General features: G+C 69.8%; 20 protein-coding genes. 14 read left to right on the top strand and 6 right to left on the bottom strand.

The features are described from left to right. The first annotated feature begins 128 nt into the window (after positions 1-128). Positions 129-611: a hypothetical protein gene (locus tag AC1D29_RS08325; RefSeq protein ID WP_477896051.1), complete on the top strand. Its 483-nt coding sequence runs from the start codon at positions 129-131 to the stop codon at positions 609-611. Between the two features lie 251 nt (positions 612-862). Further along, complete coding sequence (locus tag AC1D29_RS08320; RefSeq protein ID WP_477896049.1) at positions 863-2,170, top strand: SGNH/GDSL hydrolase family protein; 1,308 nt, start codon at positions 863-865, stop codon at positions 2,168-2,170. A 67-nt stretch (positions 2,171-2,237) separates the two neighbouring features. On the opposite strand, the gene AC1D29_RS08315 is transcribed toward AC1D29_RS08320, so the two are convergent. Further along, positions 2,238-5,378 (bottom strand): TonB-dependent receptor, encoded by a 3,141-nt coding sequence (locus AC1D29_RS08315; RefSeq protein WP_477896047.1) that lies wholly within the window; start codon positions 5,376-5,378, stop codon positions 2,238-2,240. 437 nt (positions 5,379-5,815) lie between these two features. Here AC1D29_RS08315 and AC1D29_RS08310 point away from each other — a divergent pair, with 437 nt between their 5' ends. The 12 genes from AC1D29_RS08310 (at position 5,816) to AC1D29_RS08255 (ending at position 16,239) form a co-directional block, all read left to right on the top strand. Next, positions 5,816-6,496, top strand: a complete 681-nt coding sequence (locus AC1D29_RS08310) for a GntR family transcriptional regulator (protein WP_477896045.1) — start codon at positions 5,816-5,818, stop codon at positions 6,494-6,496. A 64-nt stretch (positions 6,497-6,560) separates the two neighbouring features. Further along, on the top strand, positions 6,561-7,739 hold the full coding sequence (locus AC1D29_RS08305) for a fumarylacetoacetate hydrolase family protein (RefSeq protein ID WP_477896043.1): 1,179 nt from the start codon (positions 6,561-6,563) through the stop codon (positions 7,737-7,739). Between the two features lie 368 nt (positions 7,740-8,107). Then, entirely contained in the window at positions 8,108-8,236 is a 129-nt protein-coding gene (locus AC1D29_RS08300) for a hypothetical protein (RefSeq protein ID WP_477896041.1), read from the top strand. A gap of 80 nt (positions 8,237-8,316) precedes the next feature. Further along, a complete protein-coding gene (locus AC1D29_RS08295) occupies positions 8,317-8,811 on the top strand; it encodes a nuclear transport factor 2 family protein (protein ID WP_477896039.1) in 495 nt (164 codons plus the stop codon). Between the two features lie 209 nt (positions 8,812-9,020). Beyond that, entirely contained in the window at positions 9,021-9,623 is a 603-nt protein-coding gene (locus AC1D29_RS08290) for a helix-turn-helix domain-containing protein (protein WP_477896037.1), read from the top strand. Next, a complete protein-coding gene (locus AC1D29_RS08285; RefSeq protein ID WP_477896035.1) occupies positions 9,620-10,444 on the top strand; it encodes an SRPBCC family protein in 825 nt (274 codons plus the stop codon). The genes AC1D29_RS08290 and AC1D29_RS08285 overlap by 4 nt, the downstream gene beginning before the upstream one ends. Positions 10,445-10,723: 279 nt before the next feature. Further along, entirely contained in the window at positions 10,724-10,957 is a 234-nt protein-coding gene (locus AC1D29_RS08280; RefSeq protein WP_477896033.1) for a hypothetical protein, read from the top strand. After that, a complete protein-coding gene (locus AC1D29_RS08275; protein ID WP_477896031.1) occupies positions 10,950-12,866 on the top strand; it encodes an AAA family ATPase in 1,917 nt (638 codons plus the stop codon). The genes AC1D29_RS08280 and AC1D29_RS08275 overlap by 8 nt, the downstream gene beginning before the upstream one ends. A gap of 63 nt (positions 12,867-12,929) precedes the next feature. Further along, complete coding sequence (locus AC1D29_RS08270; RefSeq protein ID WP_477896029.1) at positions 12,930-14,618, top strand: ExeA family protein; 1,689 nt, start codon at positions 12,930-12,932, stop codon at positions 14,616-14,618. Between the two features lie 27 nt (positions 14,619-14,645). Next, on the top strand, positions 14,646-15,344 hold the full coding sequence (locus AC1D29_RS08265; RefSeq protein ID WP_477896027.1) for a general secretion pathway protein GspB: 699 nt from the start codon (positions 14,646-14,648) through the stop codon (positions 15,342-15,344). A 136-nt stretch (positions 15,345-15,480) separates the two neighbouring features. Then, positions 15,481-16,014, top strand: coding sequence for an EVE domain-containing protein (locus AC1D29_RS08260; protein WP_477896025.1), 534 nt, complete (start codon positions 15,481-15,483; stop codon positions 16,012-16,014). A 42-nt stretch (positions 16,015-16,056) separates the two neighbouring features. Then, positions 16,057-16,239, top strand: coding sequence for a hypothetical protein (locus AC1D29_RS08255; RefSeq protein ID WP_477896023.1), 183 nt, complete (start codon positions 16,057-16,059; stop codon positions 16,237-16,239). A 22-nt stretch (positions 16,240-16,261) separates the two neighbouring features. On the opposite strand, the gene AC1D29_RS08250 is transcribed toward AC1D29_RS08255, so the two are convergent. From AC1D29_RS08250 to AC1D29_RS08230, 5 genes are all read right to left on the bottom strand, one after another. After that, a complete protein-coding gene (locus AC1D29_RS08250; protein ID WP_477896021.1) occupies positions 16,262-17,314 on the bottom strand; it encodes an aldose epimerase family protein in 1,053 nt (350 codons plus the stop codon). After that, entirely contained in the window at positions 17,314-18,288 is a 975-nt protein-coding gene (locus tag AC1D29_RS08245) for an SMP-30/gluconolactonase/LRE family protein (protein WP_477896019.1), read from the bottom strand. Before AC1D29_RS08245 ends, AC1D29_RS08250 begins: the two co-directional genes overlap by 1 nt. Further along, on the bottom strand, positions 18,285-19,121 hold the full coding sequence (locus tag AC1D29_RS08240; protein ID WP_477896017.1) for an NAD-dependent epimerase/dehydratase family protein: 837 nt from the start codon (positions 19,119-19,121) through the stop codon (positions 18,285-18,287). The genes AC1D29_RS08245 and AC1D29_RS08240 overlap by 4 nt, the downstream gene beginning before the upstream one ends. 46 nt (positions 19,122-19,167) lie before the next feature. Beyond that, the gene (locus AC1D29_RS08235) at positions 19,168-20,250 is read right to left on the bottom strand and encodes a LacI family DNA-binding transcriptional regulator (RefSeq protein ID WP_477896015.1); all 1,083 of its coding nucleotides are present in this window, start codon (positions 20,248-20,250) and stop codon (positions 19,168-19,170) included. A gap of 100 nt (positions 20,251-20,350) precedes the next feature. Then, entirely contained in the window at positions 20,351-22,486 is a 2,136-nt protein-coding gene (locus tag AC1D29_RS08230; protein ID WP_477896013.1) for an alpha-glucuronidase family glycosyl hydrolase, read from the bottom strand. Positions 22,487-22,525 lie beyond the last annotated feature (39 nt).

The following is a 22,525-nucleotide window of genomic DNA, read 5'->3' as shown; positions in this document are numbered from 1 at the left end:
GCTCCTGCTCAGCATGGCCAAAGCGGGCAAACACGGCGCCCGCGCTGCATCGCGGGGGTCAATCTGGGGGGCTGGCGCGCCGCTTGCCCAAGGGGGGGGACCTCCCTTTGTGGCACAGGAGCCATGCGATGACAGTTGATCAGTTCAGGTTGCCGACCGTGGGCAATGACGATTCAGCCTTCCGCCAGATGCCGCCGTCTGACGGCACTCTGGGCGCCGCCAACATGGACACGGTGGCGCCGGTGGATGACCATCCGAGCGACGTGCGCAGCGTGGGCGCGCGCCGCCCCGGTGGCAGCACCATGGGCCGGCTGATGTGGCGCAGCCGCACGCGCACGGCGGGCATACGCTTCGAGTGGGCAATGCGCTCCTGCGGGCCGGTGTTGCGCGTGGTGGCGACCTGGACCGACCGCCAGGGCCAGCCGCACCACACCTCGTTCTCGGTGCAGTGCAACGGCCTGGAAGGCGCGCTCGACCGCGCCATCGCGTCGCGCATTTCCTGCGGCGCACCGATGCCGGACCGCGAGGATTTGCTGCAACGTCTGCAGCAAGAATTTGCCACGGCGCCGCCGCACGTCCACATGCCGGCGCAGGCGGCCAAGGCCGCTTAAAGTCGGCGCCCGGCCCGGTTGGGCAGCCCGCCTGGCGTGACTGGCCGGCCGGCTCAGAGCCAGCTGATGATGCGGCGCAGCCACTGGGGCAGCGGGCGCGTCGGGGTGTAGTTCTGGCGGTATTGATTGGGCATGGCGATGGGCTCCGAACGATGTACTGTATGTTTATACAGTATTTTCAGCCGACCCATCAAGCGTCATGGCGTAGTTGGTAGCGATATCATTTATCGCACCACCGCCACGGACGCCCCATGAACGCTTCGCGCCGACAGACGCTTCGCCACGCTCCCCTGACGCTGATCGCGGCGCTGCTGCTGGCCGGCTGCAGCGGCCTTGCGCCAACGCCCCCGGCCGACGGCACCTGGGTGGCGGCCTGGGGCAGTGCCCAGCTGGAACAGGCCTCACCCACCAGCGGCACCACACAGCCGCTGCGCGACATGAGCCTGAGGCAGGTGGTGCGCACGACAGCCGAAGGCATGGCGCTGCGGGTGCGCGTCAGCAACCTGTTCGGGCGCGAGCCCCTGCAGCTGGGCGCGTCCAGCGTGGCCCTGGTCCAGGCAGGCACCGAGGCCGGCCGGCCGTCGCTCCAACCCGGTAGCCTGCGCACGCTGAGTTTCCAGGGTCGGCGCGAGCTGACGCTGGCGCCCGGCGCCGAAGCCTGGAGCGACCCGATCGCGCTGCCCGTGCCGCGGCTGGCCGACGTGGCCGTTCAGATGCATGTGGTGTCGGCGCCGGCGCTGGCGACGGCCCACCCGGGCTCGCGCATCAGCAGCTGGGCCCTGCCCGGCAATCAGGTGGGTGCCACGGACTGGCCCGACGCCACGCCGCGCGACGGCTGGTGGCATCTCGCGGCCGTTGACGTGAGTGTGCGCCAACCTCAACCGGTGCTGGTGGCCATCGGCGACTCCATCACCGACGGCTATGGCGTGCCGCCCGGCAGCTACCAGCGCTGGACCGACGCCCTCGCCCGCCGCCTGGCCGCGCAGGGCCGCACCGCAGCCGTCGTCAACACCGGCATCGGCGGCAACCGGCTGCTGACCGATGGGCTGGGGCCCAACGTGATGGCGCGTTTCGAGCGCGACGCGCTGGCGCGCAGTGGTGTCACGCATGTGGTGCTGCTGGCCGGCGTCAACGACCTGGGCACGAGCCACCGCCAGCGCCCGACCACGCCGGCGTCGCGCGAGGCCCTGCTGAATCAGTTGGCGGGCGGTCTGTCCCAGCTGGAACAGCGGGCGGCCGAGCGCGGTGTCTGCCTGCTCGTCGCCACCGTCATGCCTTACGGCGGTAGCGGCTACTACCAGCCCCAGCCCGAGAACGAAGCCGACCGGCAGACGCTGAATGCCTTCATCCGCCGCGCCGGCGGCTTCGACGGCGTGGTCGACTTCGACGCCCTCACCCGCGACCCGGCGCGGCCCTCGCACCTGAAGCTCGAGCTGGACAACGACGGCCTGCACCCGTCCATGGCCGGCTACCAGGCCATGGCCGATTCCTTTCCCGTCGAGTGGCTGGACCGGCGCTGCTCGGTCCGCAAGACGATCCGGATCGACGGCGCCAAGTAGCAAGGGGCTCCGTGAGGAGCCCCTTGTCGTCGAGCCGAGCCCGGCGCGCCGGGCTCGTCGCTCAGCCTCAGAAGCTGGCGCGCAGGCCGACCTGGTAGGTGCGGCCCGGCTCGTAGATGGCGTAGGGCGCGTTGGCGAACTGGAAGTTGGTGCGCTGCGAGGCACGCGTGACGTTGAAGACGTCGAACGTGGCCTGCAAGTCCTTCTTCCAGCCAATGATCTCGCCGATGTTCAGGCGGGACGTGAAGTCCACCTGGGCATAGTCCAGCCCGTAGAACGCGGCGGCGGTGATGCCGTTCTGCCCCGTGCCGCTGGACTGCGACCCCTTGGTGAAGTTCTTGGTCACGCGGAAGCCGCCATAGGTGCCTTCGTAGTAGGCCGCCAGGTTGTAGGTGTAGGGCGGCACGCCGATGGCCACGTTGGCGCCCGACTGCTTGACCTTGGTGTAGTTGGCGCTGACGCCGAAGCCCTTCAGGTAGGACATGAGGATCTCCAGCGGCTGCTGGATCGTCAGCTCCAGGCCCTTGATGTAGAGCTTGTCGGACGTGTTCTGCGTCTGCGACAGCGTGACCGGCAGGTTGTTGATGTCGGTCAGCGCCTGGCCGACGGGCAGCGCGTCCAGGTCCGCCGGCGGGTTGGCGTAGCCGGCGCGGATGTAGAGCGCGCGGCGCTGGTCGCGGCTCAGGCCGTTGGTCCAGTTGATGCCGTACTGGTTCAGGCTGCTGAACGGCACGTTGGCGTTGACGTTGCCGGTGAAGCCCTTGATGCCCTTCTTGAACCAGGCCAGCGCGATATAGCCTTCACGCCCGGTGTACCACTCCAGGCCCAGGTCGGTGTTCTTGGACTCGTAGGGCTTGAGGTCGGGGTTGGTCAGCGTGCCGTTCTGCGCCGACGGGTCGGTGAAGCTGGCAGTCAGCGCGCGCAGCGACGTGGGGTCGGCACGCGTGATGGTCTTGGACACCGACGCACGGGCCAGCAGGTCGGGGCGGATGCTGTAGGCCAGGCTGCCCGACGGCAGGAAGTTGCTGTAGGTCGTCGTCGTCAATGCTTCGACGATGGGCGTCGGGTAGCGGCCGCCGTCGGCCAGCGTCGTGTTGCGCGGATCGGCCGGCGCGCTGAGCGACGCGAAGGTCTGCTGCGTCGTCACATAGCGGGCGCCGGCGTTGTAGCGCAGCGTGTTGCCGAACACGGTCGCGTCGCCGTTGACCTCGGTGAAGATGGCGCTGACTTTCTCCTCGATGTAGCCGGGGTTGACGCCCGTGTTGGTGCCGCCGGTGCCGGGCACCGCGGTCTCGTGGGCGGCGGCGTAGTTGGCGTCCTTGGCGAACTTGCCCCAGTCCAGCGCAACGAAGCCGCGCGAGTTGGCCGACAGGTAGCCCGGGATGCTTGCGTTCGGGATGGCCGAGCCCAGGTATTGCAGCGGCGTCGTCGCGCCCGCGGTGTAGCCGGTGCCATAACCGGGATAGTCAGCGGCAGCCGAGCCGGCGGCACCCGTGCCATTGCAGCCGTTCTTGTTGGTCGTGTTGGGCGCCGGCAGGTAGACGTTGAGGTTGCGGCCGCAGACGATGTTGGACCAGTAGGCGTCGTTGTTCAGCGAGCTGATGCGGCGCGACACGCTGTCGTAGGCGCCGCCGAACTTGATGTCGACGACGTCGGCGTCGATGTCGATGGCGCCGCGCAGGCCCGAGGTGCGCACCTGGCGTTTCTCTTCCTGCACGTTGACACGGCCGCCGTTCCAGCCGAACGCGGCGGGCGTGTTCAGGATGTCGGTGCTGGCGCCGGTGAGGGTGTTGGTGGCCTTCAGCATCGGCGTGCCGCTGGTGTTGTCGTACTCGGTCGTGATGCCCGAGCCCAGCACCGTCTGGAACAGCACCGTGGGCGACTGGCGGTGGAAGTCACTGCGCGTCGCGTTGGCCTGCACGTCCACGCTGATCGCGTCGGTGATCTTGATGTTCAGGCCGGGGTTGATGCTGTGGAACTTGGTGTCCTCGGTGTACGGCCGGTACTCCAGGAAGTACTGCGAATTCGCGAACGTGCCCTTGGTGACGACGCAACCGTTGGCGCAGTCCGTGCGGTCCACCGTCATGTTGACGGGGATGGACGAGCCGTTGCGGCCCACCCAGTTCATGTCCGAGCGTTCGAACTCGTTCTTCTTGTGGCCGTAGATCGCGTCGACGAACAGCTTCACCGAACTGTTGGGGCGGGCCTCCACCGACAGGATGGCGTTCTGCCGGTCGCGGCTGCCCTCGGCCACCATCGCGCGGCCCAGCCGCGGGATGATGGCGTTGTCGATCTGCGTGATGGTCAGGCCGGGGTTCTTGGCCAGCAGGAAGGCCTCGTCGATGGTGGCGCCCGTCGTCAGGCCGTTGCCCGCGTTGGCCGGCACGGTGCCGGGGATGGTCCAGTTGCCGCCGCCGGTGTTGTTGCGCGTCGCGCTGCTGCTCTGCGTGGCCAGCAGGTTGGCATTGGTCCAGCCGATGGACTCGAAGCCGGTGGTCTTGACCTTGTTGGTCGACCAGGCCACGCCGGCCAGCACGCCGAAGGTGTTGTCCCAGGTGTTGCTGATCAGCGCCGAGCCGCGGTTGCCGTTCTTGTCTGCCTGCTGGTTCTTGGTGCCGGTCAGCGTGAACGCGGTGCGCAAGCCCTTGCGGTCGAACGGGCGCGCGCTGCGCATGTCGACGATGCCGGCCGCGCCGCCTTCCAGCATGGACGCGGTCGGGCTCTTGACCACCGTCACGCTGCTGAACAACTCGCCCGGCAGGAAGTCCATGTCGACTTCACGATTGGCGCTGCCCGAGTCGACCCGGCCGGTGGAGGCCGATGCGACGGGCGCGCCGTTGAGCAGCACGCGGGTGAAGTTGGTGCCCAGGCCGCGGATCTGGATCTGCAGGCCTTCACCGGTGATTTCGCGCGTCAGCGTGACGCCCGGGATGCGCGAGATGGACTCGGCGATGTTGCTGTCCGGGAACTTGCCCATGTCCTCGGCGCTGATCTTGTCGATGAAGCCGATCGAGTTGCGCTTCGCGTTCGCGGAGCTCTCCAGCGATGCGCGGATGCCGGTCACGACGACGGTGTCGAGCTTCTGCTGATCCTGGGTCTGGGCGGGAGTCTGGGCGTACGCCTGCGAAATCAGCCCTGCGAGCAGCGTGATGCCCACGCCCAGATGTTGGTTTGCGCGACGCGTCAGTCGCTTGGAAGGCTCGTTCATCGTTGTCTCCGTGTGGTTCTGTGATCGGCGCCGTGACCGGTGCGGTAACGGCCTCAAAAATGGTAGCGCGAACATTTTTAATTTACGTTCACCAGCAAACAGCGTCAACGAGGGTGTGTACTAATGTATTAGTGAAATATGGGGGCGGGATTCTTGGCCGAACACCTCAATCCGGAGGGATCTTGGATCGCGCTCTCGCAAGACATCGACAACGGCCGGCGCGTCCCCCGTTGCCGTCCCGGCAACCAACGCGGCACCCCGAACCGGCCGGCCTCACCCGTCATGGCCAGCTCAACGCCCGGCCCCCGCGCAACGACGCACCGGCCGGGGCGCGCCCTGCCCTCCAGCACCAGGCACTGCGCGCGGAGCACGCACAAGGCAGGCCATGACAATGGCGCCCAGCACTTGAGCGCGCACGCCCGCGTCTTCACCCCGAAATGAACTTCACGCTAGATCCCACCCGCCACGCGGCGCCGCAGGTCGTCGAGGCGCTTCGAGCAGCCATCATTTCGCTGGAGCTGGCGCCCGGGATCGCCCTCGACCGCGCAGAACTGGCACAAGGCTTCGGGGTCAGCCAGACCCCCGTCCGCGACGCACTCATCCGGCTCAGCGAGGAAGGCCTGGTGCTCATCCGCGCCCAGTACACGACGCAGGTCAGCCGGATCGACGTGCCAGCCGCCCGTGAAGCCCACGTCCTGCGCCGCGCCATCGAGATCGAGATCGCGCGCCAGCTGGCCAGCGCCCATGACGACGCCGTCATTGCCGACATGCGCACGCAGTTCTCGCGTCAAGCCGAGCTGGCGGACAGGAAGGACTTCATCGGCTTCATCGCGGCCGACAAGGAGTTCCACCGCGTGATGTACGAGGCGGCAGGTCTGCCGCGGCTCTGGTCGGTGGTCGTCCGCATGTCAGGCCATGTCGACCGCCTGCGCCTGCTCCACATCCCGACCGCCGGCAAGACCGAACAGATCCTCGACGGCCACCTGGCCATCCTGGAGGCCATCGCCTCGGGGGATGTCGAGGCGGCGCAGCAGGCCGTCCGCGACCACCTGTCCGGCACGCTGGCCTCCGTGGACGACATCCAGAAGCGCTACCCCGAGTACCTCATCGTCAGCTGAGCGGCCACACCCGCGTACATCACCCGACTTGGCAGTAATTTAGGTAGCGCTCACAATCAACGCCATGAATCGGCGCTTCAACCATTTTCTGCCTGACGACGCCGACCGCGCGCTGCTCATCGGCCGCGTCTGGCGCCCGGACGGCGGCGGACCGTCTCTGGTGGCCGTGCGAGGTGGCGAACTGGTCGATATGTCGGCGTACGCGGCCACCGTGTCGGAGTTGCTGGACCACCCCGAGTTGCTGCACATCGCCCGGCAGGCGCCCGGCGCCGCGCTGGGCCCGGCGCAAGCGCTGCTGGACAACGCGCTGGCCAGCGCGCCAGACCTCGCGCTGCCGCGGCCGCTGGCACCCTGCGACCTGCAAGCCCTCAAGGCCTGTGGCGTGACCTTCGCGGTCAGCCTGCTGGAGCGCGTCATCGAGGCGCAGGCGGGTGGCGACGCCACGCGCGCGAACGCCTTGCGGCAGGCCTTGCACGACACGCTGGGCAGCGACCTGTCCAGCATTCGCCCCGGCTCGGACGCGGCGCTGCGGCTCAAGGCCGAGTTCGTCGCGCGCGGCGCCTGGTCACCCTATCTGGAAGTGGGCCTGGGCCCGGACGCCGAAGTCTTCACGAAATCGCAGCCGATGTCGGCCGTCGGCTTCGGCGCGGCCGTGGGCCTGCACCCCGACTCGCAGTGGAACAACCCCGAGCCCGAGATCGTGCTGGCCGTCAACGGCCGCGCCGAGGTCGTCGGCGCGACGCTGGGCAACGACGTCAACCTGCGCGATATCGAGGGCCGCAGCGCCTTGCTGCTGGGCAAGGCCAAGGACAACAACGGCTCCTGCGCCATCGGGCCGTTCATCCGGCTGTTCGACGGGTCCTTCACGCTGGACAGCGTGCGGGCAGCGGCAGTGAGCCTGCGCATCGAGGGCGCGCACGACCGCTTCGTGCTGGAAGGCGTCAGCCACATGCCGCAGATCAGCCGCGACCCGCTGGAACTGGTGCGCCAGACCTGCGGGCCGCATCACCAATACCCGGACGGTTTCATGCTCTTCCTGGGCACGATGTTCTCGCCCATCCAGGATCGCGGCGCGCCGGGTGCCGGCTTCACGCATCAGCTGGGCGACCGCGTGACCATTTCAAGCCCGGCGCTGGGTGCGCTGGTCAACACTGTGCAGCGCAGCGACGCCATCCCGCCGTGGACGTTTGGCGTGGGTGCGCTGATGAGGCATCTGCGCATGGAGCGAGCGATGCGCCGCTGAAACCCGAGTCACTGGTTGGGCGCCCTGCTGGTGGGCGTCCTGTCTCTTGCGGCGGCCTGCGCGAGCGGACCGCCGCTTTTTTTTTCCGATCGGCAACTGCGGCCAGCATCAGACCGAGTGTCACCAGGAGGCCGAATGCCTGACACAGATTGATGGCCGCCGTGCGTTGAAACCGCTTGAGTCCGGCCAGACAGAGCAGTGTGTCCAGAAGGCCGAAGCCGTTCTTGCGCTGGACAAGCAGCGCAAACACTGCCGCGCTCAGCACAAAGACCACCTGCGCGGCTGTGAAGTAGGGACTCGCCACGATCGTCTGCATTGCTTGCATCTGGTGGTGCCCGGCCCATTGAGAAGTTCATTGAGGAGGGTCGATGCGAAACACTGAAACGCGTGCAGGCATTGTGGCGAAGAGCGATGCGGCAGGCACGTTCCCGATCGCTGGCCGGCTGGCAGTGAAAGTACGTTTTGTCGAGCCGTTCGACGCTTGGTCGGCGCAATGACGCCGACCGTCGCAGCAGCATGGCGGTGCCGGCTGCCGGCCGGGAGGATGCGCCATTCCCACGCGTCCCAAGGCCGATCGATGCCCGCTCTACCCCACCGCCTTATCGCGCTCGCCCTCGCCGGCGTCGCCATGGCCGCCCAGGCGGCAGACACATCCCCGCCCGAGGCTGAACTCACGGCCACCATCACTGCGCAGGATGCCGCGGCCTTCGACGCCTTCAACCATTGCGAGGCCAACGGCCAACTCGATCGCTACGCGAGCTTCTTCGCACCCGACGTCGAGTTCTATCACGACCTCGGCGGCGTCACGTGGACGCGCGACGCGATGATCGCGCAGACCCGGGCCAACGTCTGTGGCAAGTTCCAGCGCGAATTGGTGCCGGGCACGCTGAAGGTGTGGCCGATCAAGGGCTATGGCGCGCTGGCCCGCGGCGAGCACCGCTTCTGCCACTACAAGCCGGGCGGCGCGACGCACCCCTGCGAAGGCCGGGCCGAGTTCACCATCCTCTGGCGCAACCAGGACAACGCGTGGACCATCACGCGCGCGTTCAGCTACGGCCACGGGTCGAACTGACACCCGCTTGAGGCGGACTGCGGGCCTTCGCCGCGATTCCGAAGACCGCTGCTTACGACCCCTTCGCGGTCGTTCGAACTGGCCACCGCCATCGTCCTCTTCTGCTGCTGAGCGGGCACCGCGCATCGCGATCCCTCGCGTCGGCGCGGCGAATGCACAAGCTCGACGCGCCTTGACAATAATATTTGTCAACGTCTAGCATGGGTTTCATGCTAGACATCCAAGTCATCGAAGACCCGGCGGCGGCGACGGCGGCCTTGGCGCCGGTGCGAAGCCTGCTGCTCTCGGCGTTGGCCGAGCCGGCCTCGGCGGCGACGCTGGCCGCGCGGGTCGGCCTGGCTCGGCAGAAGGTCACCTACCACCTGAACGCGCTGGAAGCCCACGGGCTGGTGCAACTGGCCGAGGAGCGCCGGTGGGGCGGGCTGACGGAAAGGCTTCTCGTGGCGACGGCCGCGTCCTACGTGGTGTCACCGGGCGCGCTGGGCCCGGTCGCGGCAGACCCGGGGCGTGAGGTCGACCGGCTGTCGGCGAGCTACCTCATCGCGCTGGGCGCCCGGGTCGTGCGCGAGGTGGGCGACCTGGTGCGCCGCGCAAGCGACACGGGCAAGCGCCTGGCCACGCTGGCGGTGGACACCGAGATCCGCTTCCGTTCGGCGGCGGACCGCGCCGCCTTCAGCCACGAACTCACCGAGGCCGTCGCCAGGCTGGCCTCGAAATACCACGACGAATCCGCCCCCGGCGGACGGGCGCATCGCCTGGTCGTCGTGGCCCATCCGCTGGTCAAGACATCCGCTTCCAAGGAGCTTTCATGAGCGTGAAGAAAGAAGCCTCCGGGCGCCGTTCGGTGCAGATCGAGTTCGAAGTCCCCGGCACGCCGGAAGAGGTCTGGCAGGCCATCGCCACCGGCCCCGGCATTTCGTCCTGGCTGATGCCGGCCGAGTTCGAGGAGCGCGACGGCAAGCCCGTGGCCCTGAAGCTGGACTTCGGCTCGGGCCCGAACCCGAGCTCCGCGGTGACGACGTGGGACCCGCCCCGGGTGCTCGCCCTGCAGAGCGATGGCCTGGTGCCGGGTTCGCCGCCCATTGCGGCCGAGTGGCACATCCAAGCGCAGGCGGGCGGCACCTGCACGCTTCGGCTGGTGCACAGCCTCTTCGCCAGCACGGACGATTGGGATGACCAACTGGGGTACATCGAATCCGGCTGGTCCGCGTTCCTGCGCACGCTGCAGATCTATCTCACGCACTTCCGCGGCCAAGGCTCGACGCTGATGAAGTGGATGGTCCCCGTTGCGGGCACGGAAGCGCAAGCCTGGCAGACGCTGACCACCGCGCTGGGTCTGCAAGGGGCGAGCGCCGGCCAGCGCTGGACGGCCCCCGCGGGCGCGCCGGCACTCAGCGGCGTCGTCGAGTACGTCAGCGAGGAGCCTTACGACATCCTGGTGCGCGTCGACCAGCCCGGCCCGGCCGTCGCCGCCTTTGGCGCCGTCGACATGGGTGGCCCGTGCATGGTGGGCATGAACGTCTACTTCTACGGCGACCAGGCGACCGCCACCGCCGCCCGCGAGACGCCGCTGTGGCAGGCATGGACCCAGGAACACCTCCCGACGCCGGCGCAGGCGGATCAGGCCGGTTGACCGCTGCGGCCCACGTTGGCGCGCCACAACGCCGCAGTCCCGCAGCGCTTGCGTCGCCGCGCTAACGCCTCCATCATTCGCGCCCTTGCTGAAGGCACCCACGACAGCGCCCGCAAAACGGAGATCCCTGCCATGTCCTCCCTGTTCATCTCGACGATCGACTGAACACGGTTCCCGAGCCCCGGCTGAACCGTGTCTGTTCCCAGATACGGCCTCAGACCGCGCGGCGTGCAAAGCCCCGTGACCCAAGAGCCGGGGCTTTTGCTTTTCGGAAACCGAATGAGTGCACAACTCCGTTCCCGCGCCTTGCAAGAAGGCCGGGTCAAGGCCCTGCGCCGCATGAAACAGCCGATGACGCTGGTGCTCGAAGGCGCGCGCGACCCCGTCGCGCGTGCGCTGGCCCAGCGCGGCTTGCGCGGCGCAGGCCAACACATCCAGAGCCGCGGCGCCCAGCGCGGTGCCGATCGCGTGGCGCTGCAGGCGCTGCTGCGAAGAAAGGATTGGGATGACTGATTCCCAGAACGAACTGCGCGCGCAACTGGCGCAGAGAAATCGACAGCTGCAAGACGTCGCCGCGCAGCTCAAGAGCGAGCTGTTCGGCATCGACGCCATCATCGACCGCGTCATCGATTCGGTGAGGGCGTGGTACGTGCTGCCCGAGCTGGTGGCGCGGCCCGTCATCGTCTGCCTGTGGGGCCTGACCGGCACGGGCAAGACCCAGCTCGTGCGCCGTCTGGCGCAGCTGCTGGGCTTCTACGACCGCTTCGTCGAAGTGCAGATGGACGGCTTCTCCAACGGCGCCAGCTGGCGTGGCGCGCAGAACATCTCGGGCATGCTGGCACAGAGCGGCGTGCGCGAGGGGGAGCCGGGCATCCTGGCGCTGGACGAGTTCCAGCGCTTTCGCACCATCGACGGCAAGCGCAACGAGATGCGCGTGGAGCGTTACCAGGACGTGTGGGCACTGCTGTCCGACGGCCGGCTGCCGCCCGCGCTGTCGCTGCTGGGGGACATCGAATCGTCCATCGCCGAGGCTGCGTTCGACGCCGAGCGGGCCGATGTCGACGACGCCAAGCTGCGCTTCAAGCTCAGCAGCTGGGATGCGAAGGAACTGCGGCGCACCCTCAAGCTCGACGTGCCGCTGCTGGAGATCATGGCCTGGACGCCGGAGCAGATCCAGCAGCGCCTGCACGCGTTCCGCGAGAGCGGCCAGCAGCAGTGGGACACCGACTACAGCCGCCTGCTCGTGTTCGTCTGCGGCAACCTCGACGAGATGTACGAGGACCTGGCCACCAGCGTGGACGACTGCGACAGCGATGCCGACACCTTCCACGCGGTGACGGCCAAGCTCAGCGTCATCGATGTGAAGCAGGCGCTGAACCAGCGCTTCAAGCCCGAGCAGGTGGCGCGGCTGGGCAACGAGCATGTGGTCTACCCGTCGCTGTCGCGCCGCGCGTACGAGCAGCTGATCGAGCAAGGGTGCGCACGCTACGCCCGTGAGACGTCGGAGCGCTGCGGCCTGCACTTCGAGCTGGACGCCAGCGTGCGCGAGCAGATCTACGCCAACGCCGTGTTTCCCGCGCAGGGCACGCGGCCGCTGTTCTCGTCGCTGCACGCCATCCTGGGCACGGGCCTGGCGAAGGCCGCGCTGTGGGCCCTGGAGCACGGCGCCATGGCGGGCGACAGCGTGGGCCTCACGGCCGACGGCCGCAGCCTGACTGCGCACTGGCGCGGCCAGTCGCACGCCATCGCCGCGCCCTTCGAGATCAGCCGCCTGCGCCAGCGCAGCAACGCCGATTTCCGCGCGCTGCTCGCCGTGCACGAGGCCGGCCACGGCCTGGTGCATGCGCTGCTGTTCGGCCGCGCGCCGACCGAGATCAAGATCCACGTCGCCAGCTTCGAAGGCGGCTACAACGCCTACACGTCGCGCAAGGTCTGGTCGCGCCAAAACCTGCTGGACAACATCTGCACCAGCCTCGCCGGCCGTGCCGCCGAGCTGCTGGTGTTCGGGCCGGAGATGAGCTCCAGCGGCGCCGAGAGCGACCTGACAAAGGCCACGGAGAAGGCCGCGCGCATGCTGCGCCATCTCGGCCACGGATCGCGCATCGGCCGCATCGATGTGTCCGTCAGCAGCGAGGACAACGTCTGCACCGACGTGCAAACCAGCAACGCGCCCATCGAGGCGCTGCTGCAGGCCGAGCACGCGCGCGCCACGCAGCTGATCGAAACGCATCGCGGCGCGCTGCTGGCGCTGGTGGACGAGCTGATCGATCAAGGCCAGGTCACGCCGGCTCGCTTTGCGGCGGTGGCGGGGTTGCCGCCAGGCAGCCTGGGCCGACCCGAGGACGCGCTGGACCCGTATGCGCAGCGGCTGGCGACGTTTCGCGGGGCGGGCGCCGACGCGCGGGAGCGCTTGCGGGCCTAGCGCGGACGGTGCCGGCGGCACGAATGGGTGACCGGCGCGGTGCAATGGTTATCCTGCCGCCCCATGTACGCGCCCTTCTTCGGCTTGAGACAAGCGCCGTTCTCGATCGCGCCGGATCCGCACTACCTGTTCATGAGCGAGCGCCACCGCGAGGCGCTGGCCCACCTGCTGTATGGGCTGGACGGCGGCGGCGGCTTCGTGCTGCTGACCGGCGAGATCGGCGCCGGCAAGACCACCGTGTGCCGCTGCTTCCTGGAGCAGATCCCGGCGAACTGCAACGTCGCCTACATCTTCAACCCCAAGCTCACCGTCACCGAGCTGCTGCAGGCGATCTGCGACGAGTTCCACGTCCCCGTGCCGCCCGGCGCGCGCACGGTGAAGGACTACGTCGACCCGCTGAACGACTTCCTGCTGGCGCAGCACGCGGCGGGCCGCAACAACGTGCTGATCATCGACGAGGCGCAGAACCTGTCGGCCGACGTGCTGGAGCAGCTGCGCCTGCTGACCAACCTGGAGACCAGCGAGCGCAAGCTGCTGCAGGTGGTGCTGATCGGCCAGCCCGAGCTGCGCGGCATGCTGGCCCGGCCGGAGCTGGAGCAGCTGGCGCAGCGCGTGATCGCCCGCTTCCACCTGGGCGCGCTGTCCGAAGCCGAGACGGCGCAATACATCCGCCACCGCCTGAACGTGGCCGGCCTCACCGGCGCCCTGCCCTTCGACCGCAAGGCGCTGCGCCTGATCCACCAGCTCACCCGCGGCGTGCCGCGCCGCATCAACCTGCTGTGCGACCGCGCGCTGCTGGGTGGCTATGCCAGCGGCCAGGCGCAGGTCACGCTGCCCATCGTGCGTCAGGCCGCGGCCGAAGTGTTCGACGCGCAGCACGCCGCGCCTGCGCCCGGGCGCCGGGCGGTGGTCGGCACAAGCCTGGCGGTGCTGGCAGTGGCGGTAGCCGGCGGGGCGCTGACCTGGGGGCTGCAACAGCGCGGCGGCGGGGCCGGCGCCGCGGCGGTGGCCACGGCGGCGAGTGCCGCATCGGCCCCAGCCAGCTCGGCGTCGACCGTAGCGTCGGCCGCAAGTGCCGCCCTGCTGCCGGCGTCGGCCGCCAGCAGCGCCGAACCGGCACCCGAGCCGCTGCGCCTGGCCGACTGGACACCGCGCGACGGCGACGCCTGGACCATGCTCGCCCAGCGCTGGGGCCTGCCGCTGCAGCCTCAAGCCGACCCCTGCACAGCAGCCGCACAGCGTGGCCTGCAGTGCTACCGCACCAACAACGGCAGCTTGTCGCTGATCCGCCTGATCGACCGCCCGGTGCTGCTGACGCTGCAGCGTCCCGGCCACGCGCCGGCCCTGGCCACGCTGGTGGCGCTGGATGGGCAGCAGGCCACGCTGCTGGTGGACGGCAGGCCGCGCCGGGTCGCGCTGCCCGAACTGGCCGGCGCCTGGCGCGGCGAGTTCACCACCTTGTGGCGCGTGCCACCAGGCTATGTCAACCGGGCCGAGAACATCGCTCCGCTGCGCGCCTGGCTGGCCACGCAGCTGGCCAGCGTGCCGGGCATCGGCGCACCGGCCAGCGCCGCCGCCGAGCCCGCCAGCGCGGTCGCGCCGACGACCAGCTGGACCGAACTGACCCGCCAGTTCCAGGCCTTCCAGGCCAGCCAGGGCCTGCAGCCGGATGGCCGCATCGGCCCCATCACACTGATGCAGATCAACCGGGCCACCGGCGTGGCCGAGCCGCGCCTGGACGCGGCACGCTGAACCCCAGAATCGAGCGACCGAACCGCCATGTCCTACATCCTCGATGCCCTGCGCCGGGCCGAAGCCGACCGCGAACGTGAACGCGGCCAGGTGCCGGGCCTGCACACGCAGGCGCCATCCGGCCGCCCGGCCGCGCCGGCCGCTGGCCCACGCCGCTGGCTGCCCTGGGCCGGCGGCGGCCTGCTGCTGCTGGCCGGCATTGGCGCCGGCAGCTGGTGGGCGAGCGGGCAGCCGGATGCCCAGTCACCGGCTGCACCGGCTGCATCAGCTGCACTGCCGGCGCCAGCGACCGAGGTCGCCACGGCGCCGCCGGCCGCGCCACCAGTGGTCAGCGTGCCAGTACCGCCGCCGGCAGCCTCAGCCTCGCCCTACCTGCCGCCCGCGCCACCGCCCGGCGCCGTGACTGCTGCCCCCGTGCCCGCACCCGTGGTCGCCGCCAAGCTGGCACCGGTGCCCGCAGCACCGCCCGCTCCGGCCCCCGCGCCCGCGGCCGACATGCCCATCCCGCGGCTGGCCGAGCTGCCCGAGAGCACGCGCCGCGAGCTGCCCAAGCTGGTGATCAGCGGCTCGGTCTATTCGGACGACCCGGCCAGCCGCTTCGTGATGATCAATGGCGAGGCGGTGCGCGAAGGCGCCAAGCTGGGCCCCGACCTCGTGCTGGAGCAGATCGGCCCGCGCGAGCTGGTGCTGCGCTTCAAGGGCCAGCGCTACCGGCAACCGGTCTAGAGGCTGGCCAGAGACCCGCGCCTTGCGCCGTTCGGCGCCCGGCCCGACCTCCCGGCGCCAGCGGCACTGCTGACAAGCCGTTGTCAATCGCCTTCGTCACCATCGCGGCTCCTGAGATTTCGCAAAGGCAGCAGCCATGATGACGCGTATGGACATGGCAGCAGCAAACACGTGGGCGCAGGCCAGCTTGTGGGCGCCAGCGCCCGAACCTGAAACGACCGCGTCGCGCGGCAACTGGATTGCAGTGGCCAGCGCCACCCATGCACGCCGCGGCTGCGCCGAGCCGGACGCCGGCTACATGCAGGTGTGCCATGGCAAGGTCGCACCGCTGAGGCGCGTGAAGCCCGGCGACCGCGTCGCCTACTACGCGCCGACGGTGACCATGGGCGGCAGCGACAAGCTGCAGGCCTTCGTGTCGCTGGGACTGGTGAAGCCCGGCGAGCCCTATGCCTTCGACATGGGCGGTGGCTTCGTTCCCTTCCGCAAGGACGTGACCTATGTGCCCGCACACGAGGCGCCCATTGCGCCGCTGCTGGACCATTTCGAGTTCGTGCAGGACCGCGCGCGCTGGGGCTACTCGTTCCGTTTCGGGCTGTTTGCCGTCAGCGACCATGACATGCGGCTGATTGCCGATGCCATGGGCGCCGATGCCGCTTCAATGCATTTCTGAACGGCCGCCGGTTTCTACGGCTTGGGCTTGAGTTCAACGGCGATGACCAACGGCTCGCCGGTGCCCGCGTTCGCGATCCGCCTCCGCCGTGCGCACCGAATCGCTTTCCAGCAGCTCTTTGTGATGCTGCGTGGTGGCAGCCACGGCGTCGGCTGCCGCCGCGTCATGGGCATGGAGATGTCCCGCCGGCGCAAGCAGCAGACTCGAGACCCGGACCAGCATTGAGCGCGTGGCGTCGTGCCCGCTGCTACAGGCTGCCGAAACGATGCAGCGTCGCCGACCTGAAGACCTCGCCCGGCCGCAGCACCGTGCTGGGCCAGTCGGGGCCGACGGGGCGGTTCGGCGAGTCGGGGCTGTGCTGGGTTTCCAGGCACACCCCGGCGCCGCGCGTGTACGGGACGCCACCCGGACCGGTCAGCGAACCGCTCAGCCAGGTGCCCGCGTAGAACTGGATCGCCGGCTCCGTCGTCAGCACCTCCATCCAGCGCCCGGAGGCGGGGTCGCTCAGACGCGCGGCCAGATGCAGGCCGCCGTCCAGCGCATGGTCCAGCAGCCAGTTGTGGTCATAGCCGACGTCCATGCCGATCTCGCGCTCGCGACGGAAATCGAACGCCGTGCCTTCGACATCGACATGCCGGACCGGCACGCCACTCGCGTCCGGTTCCGTGTAGCGGCCGGCCTGCAACGCCAGGCGGTGTTGCAGCGCCGAGCCGGATTCGGCGCCGCCCAGGTTGAAGTAGGCGTGCGACGTCAGGTTGACGACGGTCGGGCGGTCGCAGCGGGCCTCGTAGTCGATGCGCCAGCTCATGTCCGCCCCCAGCGTGTAGCGCACGCCGACCTGCAGCGTGCCGGGGAAACCCATCTCGCCGTGGGGGCTGTCGCGCGTCAGCAGCAGGCTCACGCTGCCATCCGCCGCCGGCGGCTGCGGCATGCCGCGCCACAACTGCGCGCCGAAGCCGGCCGGGCCGCCGTGCAGGCAGTTGGCGCCGTCGTTGGCGACCAGCGTGTAGCGCTCGCCGTCCAGCTCGAAGCTGGCGTTCGCGATGCGGTTGGCGTAGCGGCCGGCGATGACGCCCAGGTGCGAGCCGGCACCGCTCAGATAGGCATCCAGGTCACGCAGGCCCAGCACGACGTTGTCGCTGCGGCCGGCGGCATCCGGCACCCACAGGCCGGTGACGATGCCGCCCAAGTCCAGCGCCGTCAGCACGAGGCCGCCGCCGTTGTCCAGGCGGTACTCGTGCACCACGCGCCCATCGGGCAGACGGCCGTATTCGCGCGCGGCGATGCTCGCGTCCGCCATCAGCGGACCAGCCCGCGCGCGTTCACATACAGCGCGTACAGCGAATGGCTGCTGGCCATGAAGAGGCGGTTGCCCTTGGCGCCGCCGAAGCACAGGTTGGCGCAGCGCTCGGGCAGGTGGATGTGGGCCAGCGGCTTGCCGTCGGGCGCATAGACGCGCACGCCGTCCAGCGCCGCCGCATCGGCGCCGGGCTGGCCGCCGCCGCCGAAGCCGCACCACAGCCGCCCCTGCGTGTCGATGGCGATGCCGTCGAAGGCGCCATGGCCATCGGCGTCGATCAGCAGGCGCTTGTCGCTCAAGGCCGCGCCATTGACGCCGTAAGACCAGATCAGCCGGTTCGGCTGCGCGCGGCTTTCGACGACATAGAGCCGCGTGCCGTCGGGGCTGAAGGCCAGGCCGTTGGGGCCGGCGAGGTCGTCCAGCACGCGCTGCAGCTCGCCGCTCGCCGGGTCGATGCGGTAGACGCCATGCGGCTGCTCGCGCACCGCCGGCGCGCCTTCCCAGTCGCCGGAGATGCCGAACTCCGGGTCGGTGAACCAGACGGCGCCGTCGGGCGCGCAGGTGATGTCGTTGGGTGAGTTCAGCGGCTTGCCGTCGAAGCGGTCGGCCAGCACGGTGATCCGGCCGTCCAGCTCCGTGCGCGTGATGCGCCGGCCCAGGTGCTCGCAGCTGACCAGGCGCCCTCGCGCGTCGCGCGCATGGCCGTTGGCATTGCCGCTGGGCTGGCGGAACACGCTGACGGCGCCGCTGCAGTCGTCCCAGCGCAGGATGCGGTCGTTCGGGATGTCGGACACCAGCAGGTAGCGACCGTCGCCGAACCAGACCGGGCCTTCGGCCCATTGCAGGCCGGTGGCCAGCTGCTCCACGCAGGCCGAGAACAGGCGCAGCTCGCGGCCCTCGGGCGCGAGGAGCTCGAAGGCCGCGTCGGGCAGCCGCGACGCGGGCTGGAACGGGATGACCGGGCCGCTGCTCATGCGCCCTCCTGGCCGGCAAACGGGAAAGGCCCCAGCACGACGAAGCCGCCGCCCTGGTAGCGGGCCTCGGGCTGCGCCGGGTCGACATGCGGCTGGCGCGCTTCCACTTCGGCCCGCCACGGGTCCGAGCTGTCCTGCGGCCGGAAGCCGATGTGGTTGGCCGCTGCGTTGTCCCACCAGGTCGAGCGGTTGGCGCTGACGCCGTAGACCACGCTGTGGCCCACCACGGGCGCCGTCAGCGCCGCCACCAGCAGGCGCTCCATGTCGTCGTAGCTGAGCCAGCTGGACAGCATGCGGCGGTCGGTGGGCACGGGCCAGCAGGAGCCGATGCGCAGCGTGACCGTCTCGAGGCCGTGACGGTCGAAATAGAACTGCGCCAGGTTCTCGCCGAAGGCCTTGGACAGGCCGTAGAAGCTGTCCGGCCGCGGCGGGGCCTTGGGCGTGATGGTCTCGCCCTGGCCGTAAAAACCGGTCACGTGGTTGGAGCTGGCGAAGACGATGCGCTTGACACCCTGGCGGCGCGCGGCCTCGTAGACGTTGTAGGCGCCGACGATGTTGGCCGGCAGCACCGTCTCGAAGGGCTTCTCGATGGACACACCGCCGAAGTGCAGCACCGCGTCCACGCCCTCCAGCAGCGACAGCATCGCGCTCGCATCCTCCAGCGCCGCGGGCACGACCTCCTCGCCGTCGCCGGCCGGGTCCATGGCGGCCAGGTCCGACAGGCGCAGCGTCTCGCAGTAGCGCTTCATGCGCGGCCGCAGCACGCGGCCCAGGTTGCCGGCGGCGCCGGTCAGCAACAGGCGCTTGAAGCGCATGGCGGTGAGTTCTTGCATCGATGAGTCTCCGGCCCGGCGGCGGGCCCCGAGGGGGTTGGCGGTGTCAGGCGCCGATGCGCAGTGGCGGGCGCAGGCGCGGCGCGGCGTCGGACTGGCGGCGCACCAGCTCGAAGTCCATCAGCTCATGCTCGCAGGGCAGCGGCTCGCCGCTCCTGCGCGCGCGGATGTGGCGCACCAGCAGGTCCACCGCGGCGCCGGCCATCTCCATGATGGGCTGGCGCACGGTGGTCAGCTCCGGCCAAATGGTGGTCGCCAGCGGCGCGTCGTCGAAGCCGACGACGGTCAGGTCGCTGGGCACGTCCAGGCCCATGCGGTGGGCAATGGCCACCGTGGCCGCGGCCATGTCGTCGTTGCTGGCGAAGATGGCCGTGGGCCGGCGCTCCTGCGACAGCAGCGTCTCGGCGGCGTCCAGGCCCGAGCGGTAGGTGAACATGCCCTGCGCCACGACCTCTTCCTCCTCGATGTTGAGGCCGGCGTCGCTCATGGCCGCGTGAAAGCCCGCCAGCCGGCGCGCGCTGCTGCTCTGGTAGGGGTCGCCAATGATGAAGCCCAGGCGGTGGTGGCCCAGGTTCAGCAGGTGGCGCGTCATCTCGTAGGCGGCCTGGTAGTCGTCGATGCCCACCGCGCAGACGGCCTCGGGCGGCACGCCGCTGGAGACGACGACGGCCGGCGTTTCGGTTTCGGCGACCAGCTTGAGCAGGACCTGAGAATCGCAGAACGGCGGCGGCAGGATCAGGCCGTCGATGCCGTTGGCAATCATCTCGGCGACCGGCTTTTCCTCGCCGTCACGCTCGGCCTCGCAGCGCTGCACGATCAGCTGCACATGGCGCATGCTGGCCTTGTTCAGCAGGCCGATCAGGAACTCGTTCAGGTAACCCGCGGTCGGGTCGATGTAGAGCATGCCGATGCGGATGGGCTCCGAGCCGGCGAGGTGGCGGGCGGCCTGGTTGGGCAGGTAGTTGAGCTGCGCGATGGCGGCCTGCACCTTCTCCCGCGTGCCCGGGCGCACGTTGAGCTCGCCGTTGACCACGCGGGACACCGTCATCGGCGACACGCCGGCCAGACTGGCCACGTCGGCAATGGTGGCGACCTTGGTGCTGCGCCCCTGACGCACGTTTGGCTTCAATCTGCACCTCGAGTGTTCATTGTTCTTGGCAGCCGGACAGACGCTGCCGGGCTGGAGCCGCGATTCTCTATCAAGCGCATGGTTGCGCGATCTTCCATGGTCAACCGCCACGGCCCGGCGCGAAACCGAAGCGCAGCGCCTTGTAGTGGGCGAGGTCGTGTTCGGGCGGCCGCACGCCGGCCGGCAGCGGCAGCCCGGAGGCGGACTGGAAGTAGGCGATGCAGGCGTCGCGCCACCAGCGGGCCTCGCGGGCCTGCACCGCGAGGTAGGCGGCCACCTCGGCATGTCGCTCGGCGTCGATGTCCGGCCGCAGCGCGGCCCAGCGCCGGCGCAGGTCGTCCACCGTCGCCACGCCGCGGTCGTAGCGGCCGATCAGCTCCGCCCACAGCGTGCGGCCCGACGGCATCGCGTGCTCCCATGGCAGGTGGTGGAACCACAGCAGCAGCTCGGGTGGCGTCGTGCGCGGGTCGGCGAAGCGGCGTGCCACCGACGGTGCGTACTGGGCCACCGCATTGCTGCCCGTCGGCGTGCGGTCGAAGCCGATGCCGCCGCGGTCGGCGCGGTGGAAGTAGGTCGGGTTCCAGTCGGCGCGCTCCAGGTTGTCGACCCAGGGGGCCGGCCCGTGGTGATGGCCCGTGCCCATGAGGTGGTGCAGGCCCAGCGGGGTCATGTAGTCCACGACGGCCTCGCGCGACCGCGTCATCAGCTCGGCGATGGCGTCACGCGCGGCCGGCCGCGCCGTGAAGGTCTGCGCGGCCCAGTCCTGGGCGACGGCGCGCGCGCGCACCTCCGGGTCCCAGGCCATGCGGCCGAAGGCGTACCAGTTGGCCTGGTCGAACTGCGAGCCGCTCCAGTTGCGGTCCGTGCCGATGTTGGCGACGCCGGCCATCGCCGTCAGCCGCTGGCCGCCCAGGCTGCCGTCGATGACGCGCGCCACCGTGCCGCCCCGGCCCGTGTCGGCCTGCAACACCTCCTCGAACAGCGGGCCCAGGTAGACCAGGTGGGTGGCAAAGCCCAGGTATTCCTTGGTGATCTGCAGCTCCAGCGCCAGCGGCGTTTTCGGCATCGCCCCGAACAGCGGGTGGAAGGGCTCGCGCGGCTGGAAGTCGATGGCGCCGTTCTTGACCTGCACGATGACGTTGGCCGCGAACTGGCCGTCCAGCGGCTGGAACTCGGCGAACGCCTGGCTTGCGCGGTCACTGGCGTCGGCCGCGTAGACGAAGGCCCGCCACATGACGACGCCGCCATGCGGGGCGAGCGCCGCGGCCAGCATGTTGGCGCCGTCGGCATGGCTGCGGCCATAGTCCTGCGGCCCCGGCTGGCCTTCGGAGTTGGCCTTGACGAGAAAGCCGCCGAAGTCCGGAATGGCGCGGTAGATCTCATCAGCCTTGGCCCGCCACCACGCGCGCACGGCCGGGTCCAGCGGGTCGGCGGTCTTCAGCCCGCCCAGCTCCACCGGCGCCGAGAAGCGCGCCGACAGCCAGACCTTGAGGCCGTAAGGCCGGAACACGTCGGCCAGCGCCGCGGCCTTGGCGAGGAAGGGCGCGGTCAGCGACTCCGCCTTGGCGTTGACGTTGTTCAGCACCGTGCCGTTGATGCCGAGCGACGCGTTGGCGCGGGCGTAGTCGGTGTAGCGCAGGTCGAGGATGTCCGGCAGCTTCCACCAGTCCCACAACGACTGGCCGGCGTAGCCCCGCTCCACCGTGCGGTCCAGGTTGTCCCAGTGGTTGAGCAGGCGCAGCGCGATCCTGGGTGCCGAGCGCTGGTCCAGCCGGGCCAGGTCCACGCCCGTCTGCGCCGCGCGCAGCCAGGCAAAGCTGCCGTAGAGCAGGCCGATGTCGGTATTGGCCGCGATCAGCGTCACGTCCCGACCCTGCAGCCGCGTGCGGCGCAGCAGCCAGCCTTCGGCCCCCAGGTCTTGCAGCTGCGAACCCAGCTCGGGCAGCGAGGCGGGCGTCGCCAGCACCAGCGCGCCCGCACCGATCTTGCGCAACAGCGCCGGCGGCCGACCCGACAGGCCGGCCACGCCGCGCTGCAACTCGACCACGGCCGCCTGCAGCGTGGGCGACGCGGCGCCTCTGGTCACGATGGCCTGCGCGCTGGCCTGCAGCTGCGCCAGCGCCGCGCTCTGCAGCGGCCGGTAGCGCAGCCACAGCGCCGCGCCGTCCTCGGCCGACGCCCATGCCGGCAGCAGCGCCAGCAGCATCCATCCCAGCCATTTGCCCACCGTCTTCATCCAGTCTCCTCGCCGATCCACGAAATCCAGGCTTGCGCG

The sequence above is a fragment of the Roseateles sp. P1_C6 genome, assembly GCF_056406315.1.
Note: the sequence above shows the minus strand (reverse complement) of the source record. Positions and strands in the feature narration are given on the sequence as shown.

Coding starts and splice junctions, on each gene's coding strand:
- AC1D29_RS08325 (WP_477896051.1), top strand. CDS start 129: ATGACAGTTGATCAGTTCAGGTTGCCGACCGTGGGCAATGACGATTCA.
- AC1D29_RS08320 (WP_477896049.1), top strand. CDS start 863: ATGAACGCTTCGCGCCGACAGACGCTTCGCCACGCTCCCCTGACGCTG.
- AC1D29_RS08315 (WP_477896047.1), bottom strand. CDS start 5,378: ATGAACGAGCCTTCCAAGCGACTGACGCGTCGCGCAAACCAACATCTG.
- AC1D29_RS08310 (WP_477896045.1), top strand. CDS start 5,816: ATGAACTTCACGCTAGATCCCACCCGCCACGCGGCGCCGCAGGTCGTC.
- AC1D29_RS08305 (WP_477896043.1), top strand. CDS start 6,561: ATGAATCGGCGCTTCAACCATTTTCTGCCTGACGACGCCGACCGCGCG.
- AC1D29_RS08300 (WP_477896041.1), top strand. CDS start 8,108: ATGCGAAACACTGAAACGCGTGCAGGCATTGTGGCGAAGAGCGATGCG.
- AC1D29_RS08295 (WP_477896039.1), top strand. CDS start 8,317: ATGCCCGCTCTACCCCACCGCCTTATCGCGCTCGCCCTCGCCGGCGTC.
- AC1D29_RS08290 (WP_477896037.1), top strand. CDS start 9,021: ATGCTAGACATCCAAGTCATCGAAGACCCGGCGGCGGCGACGGCGGCC.
- AC1D29_RS08285 (WP_477896035.1), top strand. CDS start 9,620: ATGAGCGTGAAGAAAGAAGCCTCCGGGCGCCGTTCGGTGCAGATCGAG.
- AC1D29_RS08280 (WP_477896033.1), top strand. CDS start 10,724: ATGAGTGCACAACTCCGTTCCCGCGCCTTGCAAGAAGGCCGGGTCAAG.
- AC1D29_RS08275 (WP_477896031.1), top strand. CDS start 10,950: ATGACTGATTCCCAGAACGAACTGCGCGCGCAACTGGCGCAGAGAAAT.
- AC1D29_RS08270 (WP_477896029.1), top strand. CDS start 12,930: ATGTACGCGCCCTTCTTCGGCTTGAGACAAGCGCCGTTCTCGATCGCG.
- AC1D29_RS08265 (WP_477896027.1), top strand. CDS start 14,646: ATGTCCTACATCCTCGATGCCCTGCGCCGGGCCGAAGCCGACCGCGAA.
- AC1D29_RS08260 (WP_477896025.1), top strand. CDS start 15,481: ATGATGACGCGTATGGACATGGCAGCAGCAAACACGTGGGCGCAGGCC.
- AC1D29_RS08255 (WP_477896023.1), top strand. CDS start 16,057: ATGACCAACGGCTCGCCGGTGCCCGCGTTCGCGATCCGCCTCCGCCGT.
- AC1D29_RS08250 (WP_477896021.1), bottom strand. CDS start 17,314: ATGGCGGACGCGAGCATCGCCGCGCGCGAATACGGCCGTCTGCCCGAT.
- AC1D29_RS08245 (WP_477896019.1), bottom strand. CDS start 18,288: ATGAGCAGCGGCCCGGTCATCCCGTTCCAGCCCGCGTCGCGGCTGCCC.
- AC1D29_RS08240 (WP_477896017.1), bottom strand. CDS start 19,121: ATGCAAGAACTCACCGCCATGCGCTTCAAGCGCCTGTTGCTGACCGGC.
- AC1D29_RS08230 (WP_477896013.1), bottom strand. CDS start 22,486: ATGAAGACGGTGGGCAAATGGCTGGGATGGATGCTGCTGGCGCTGCTG.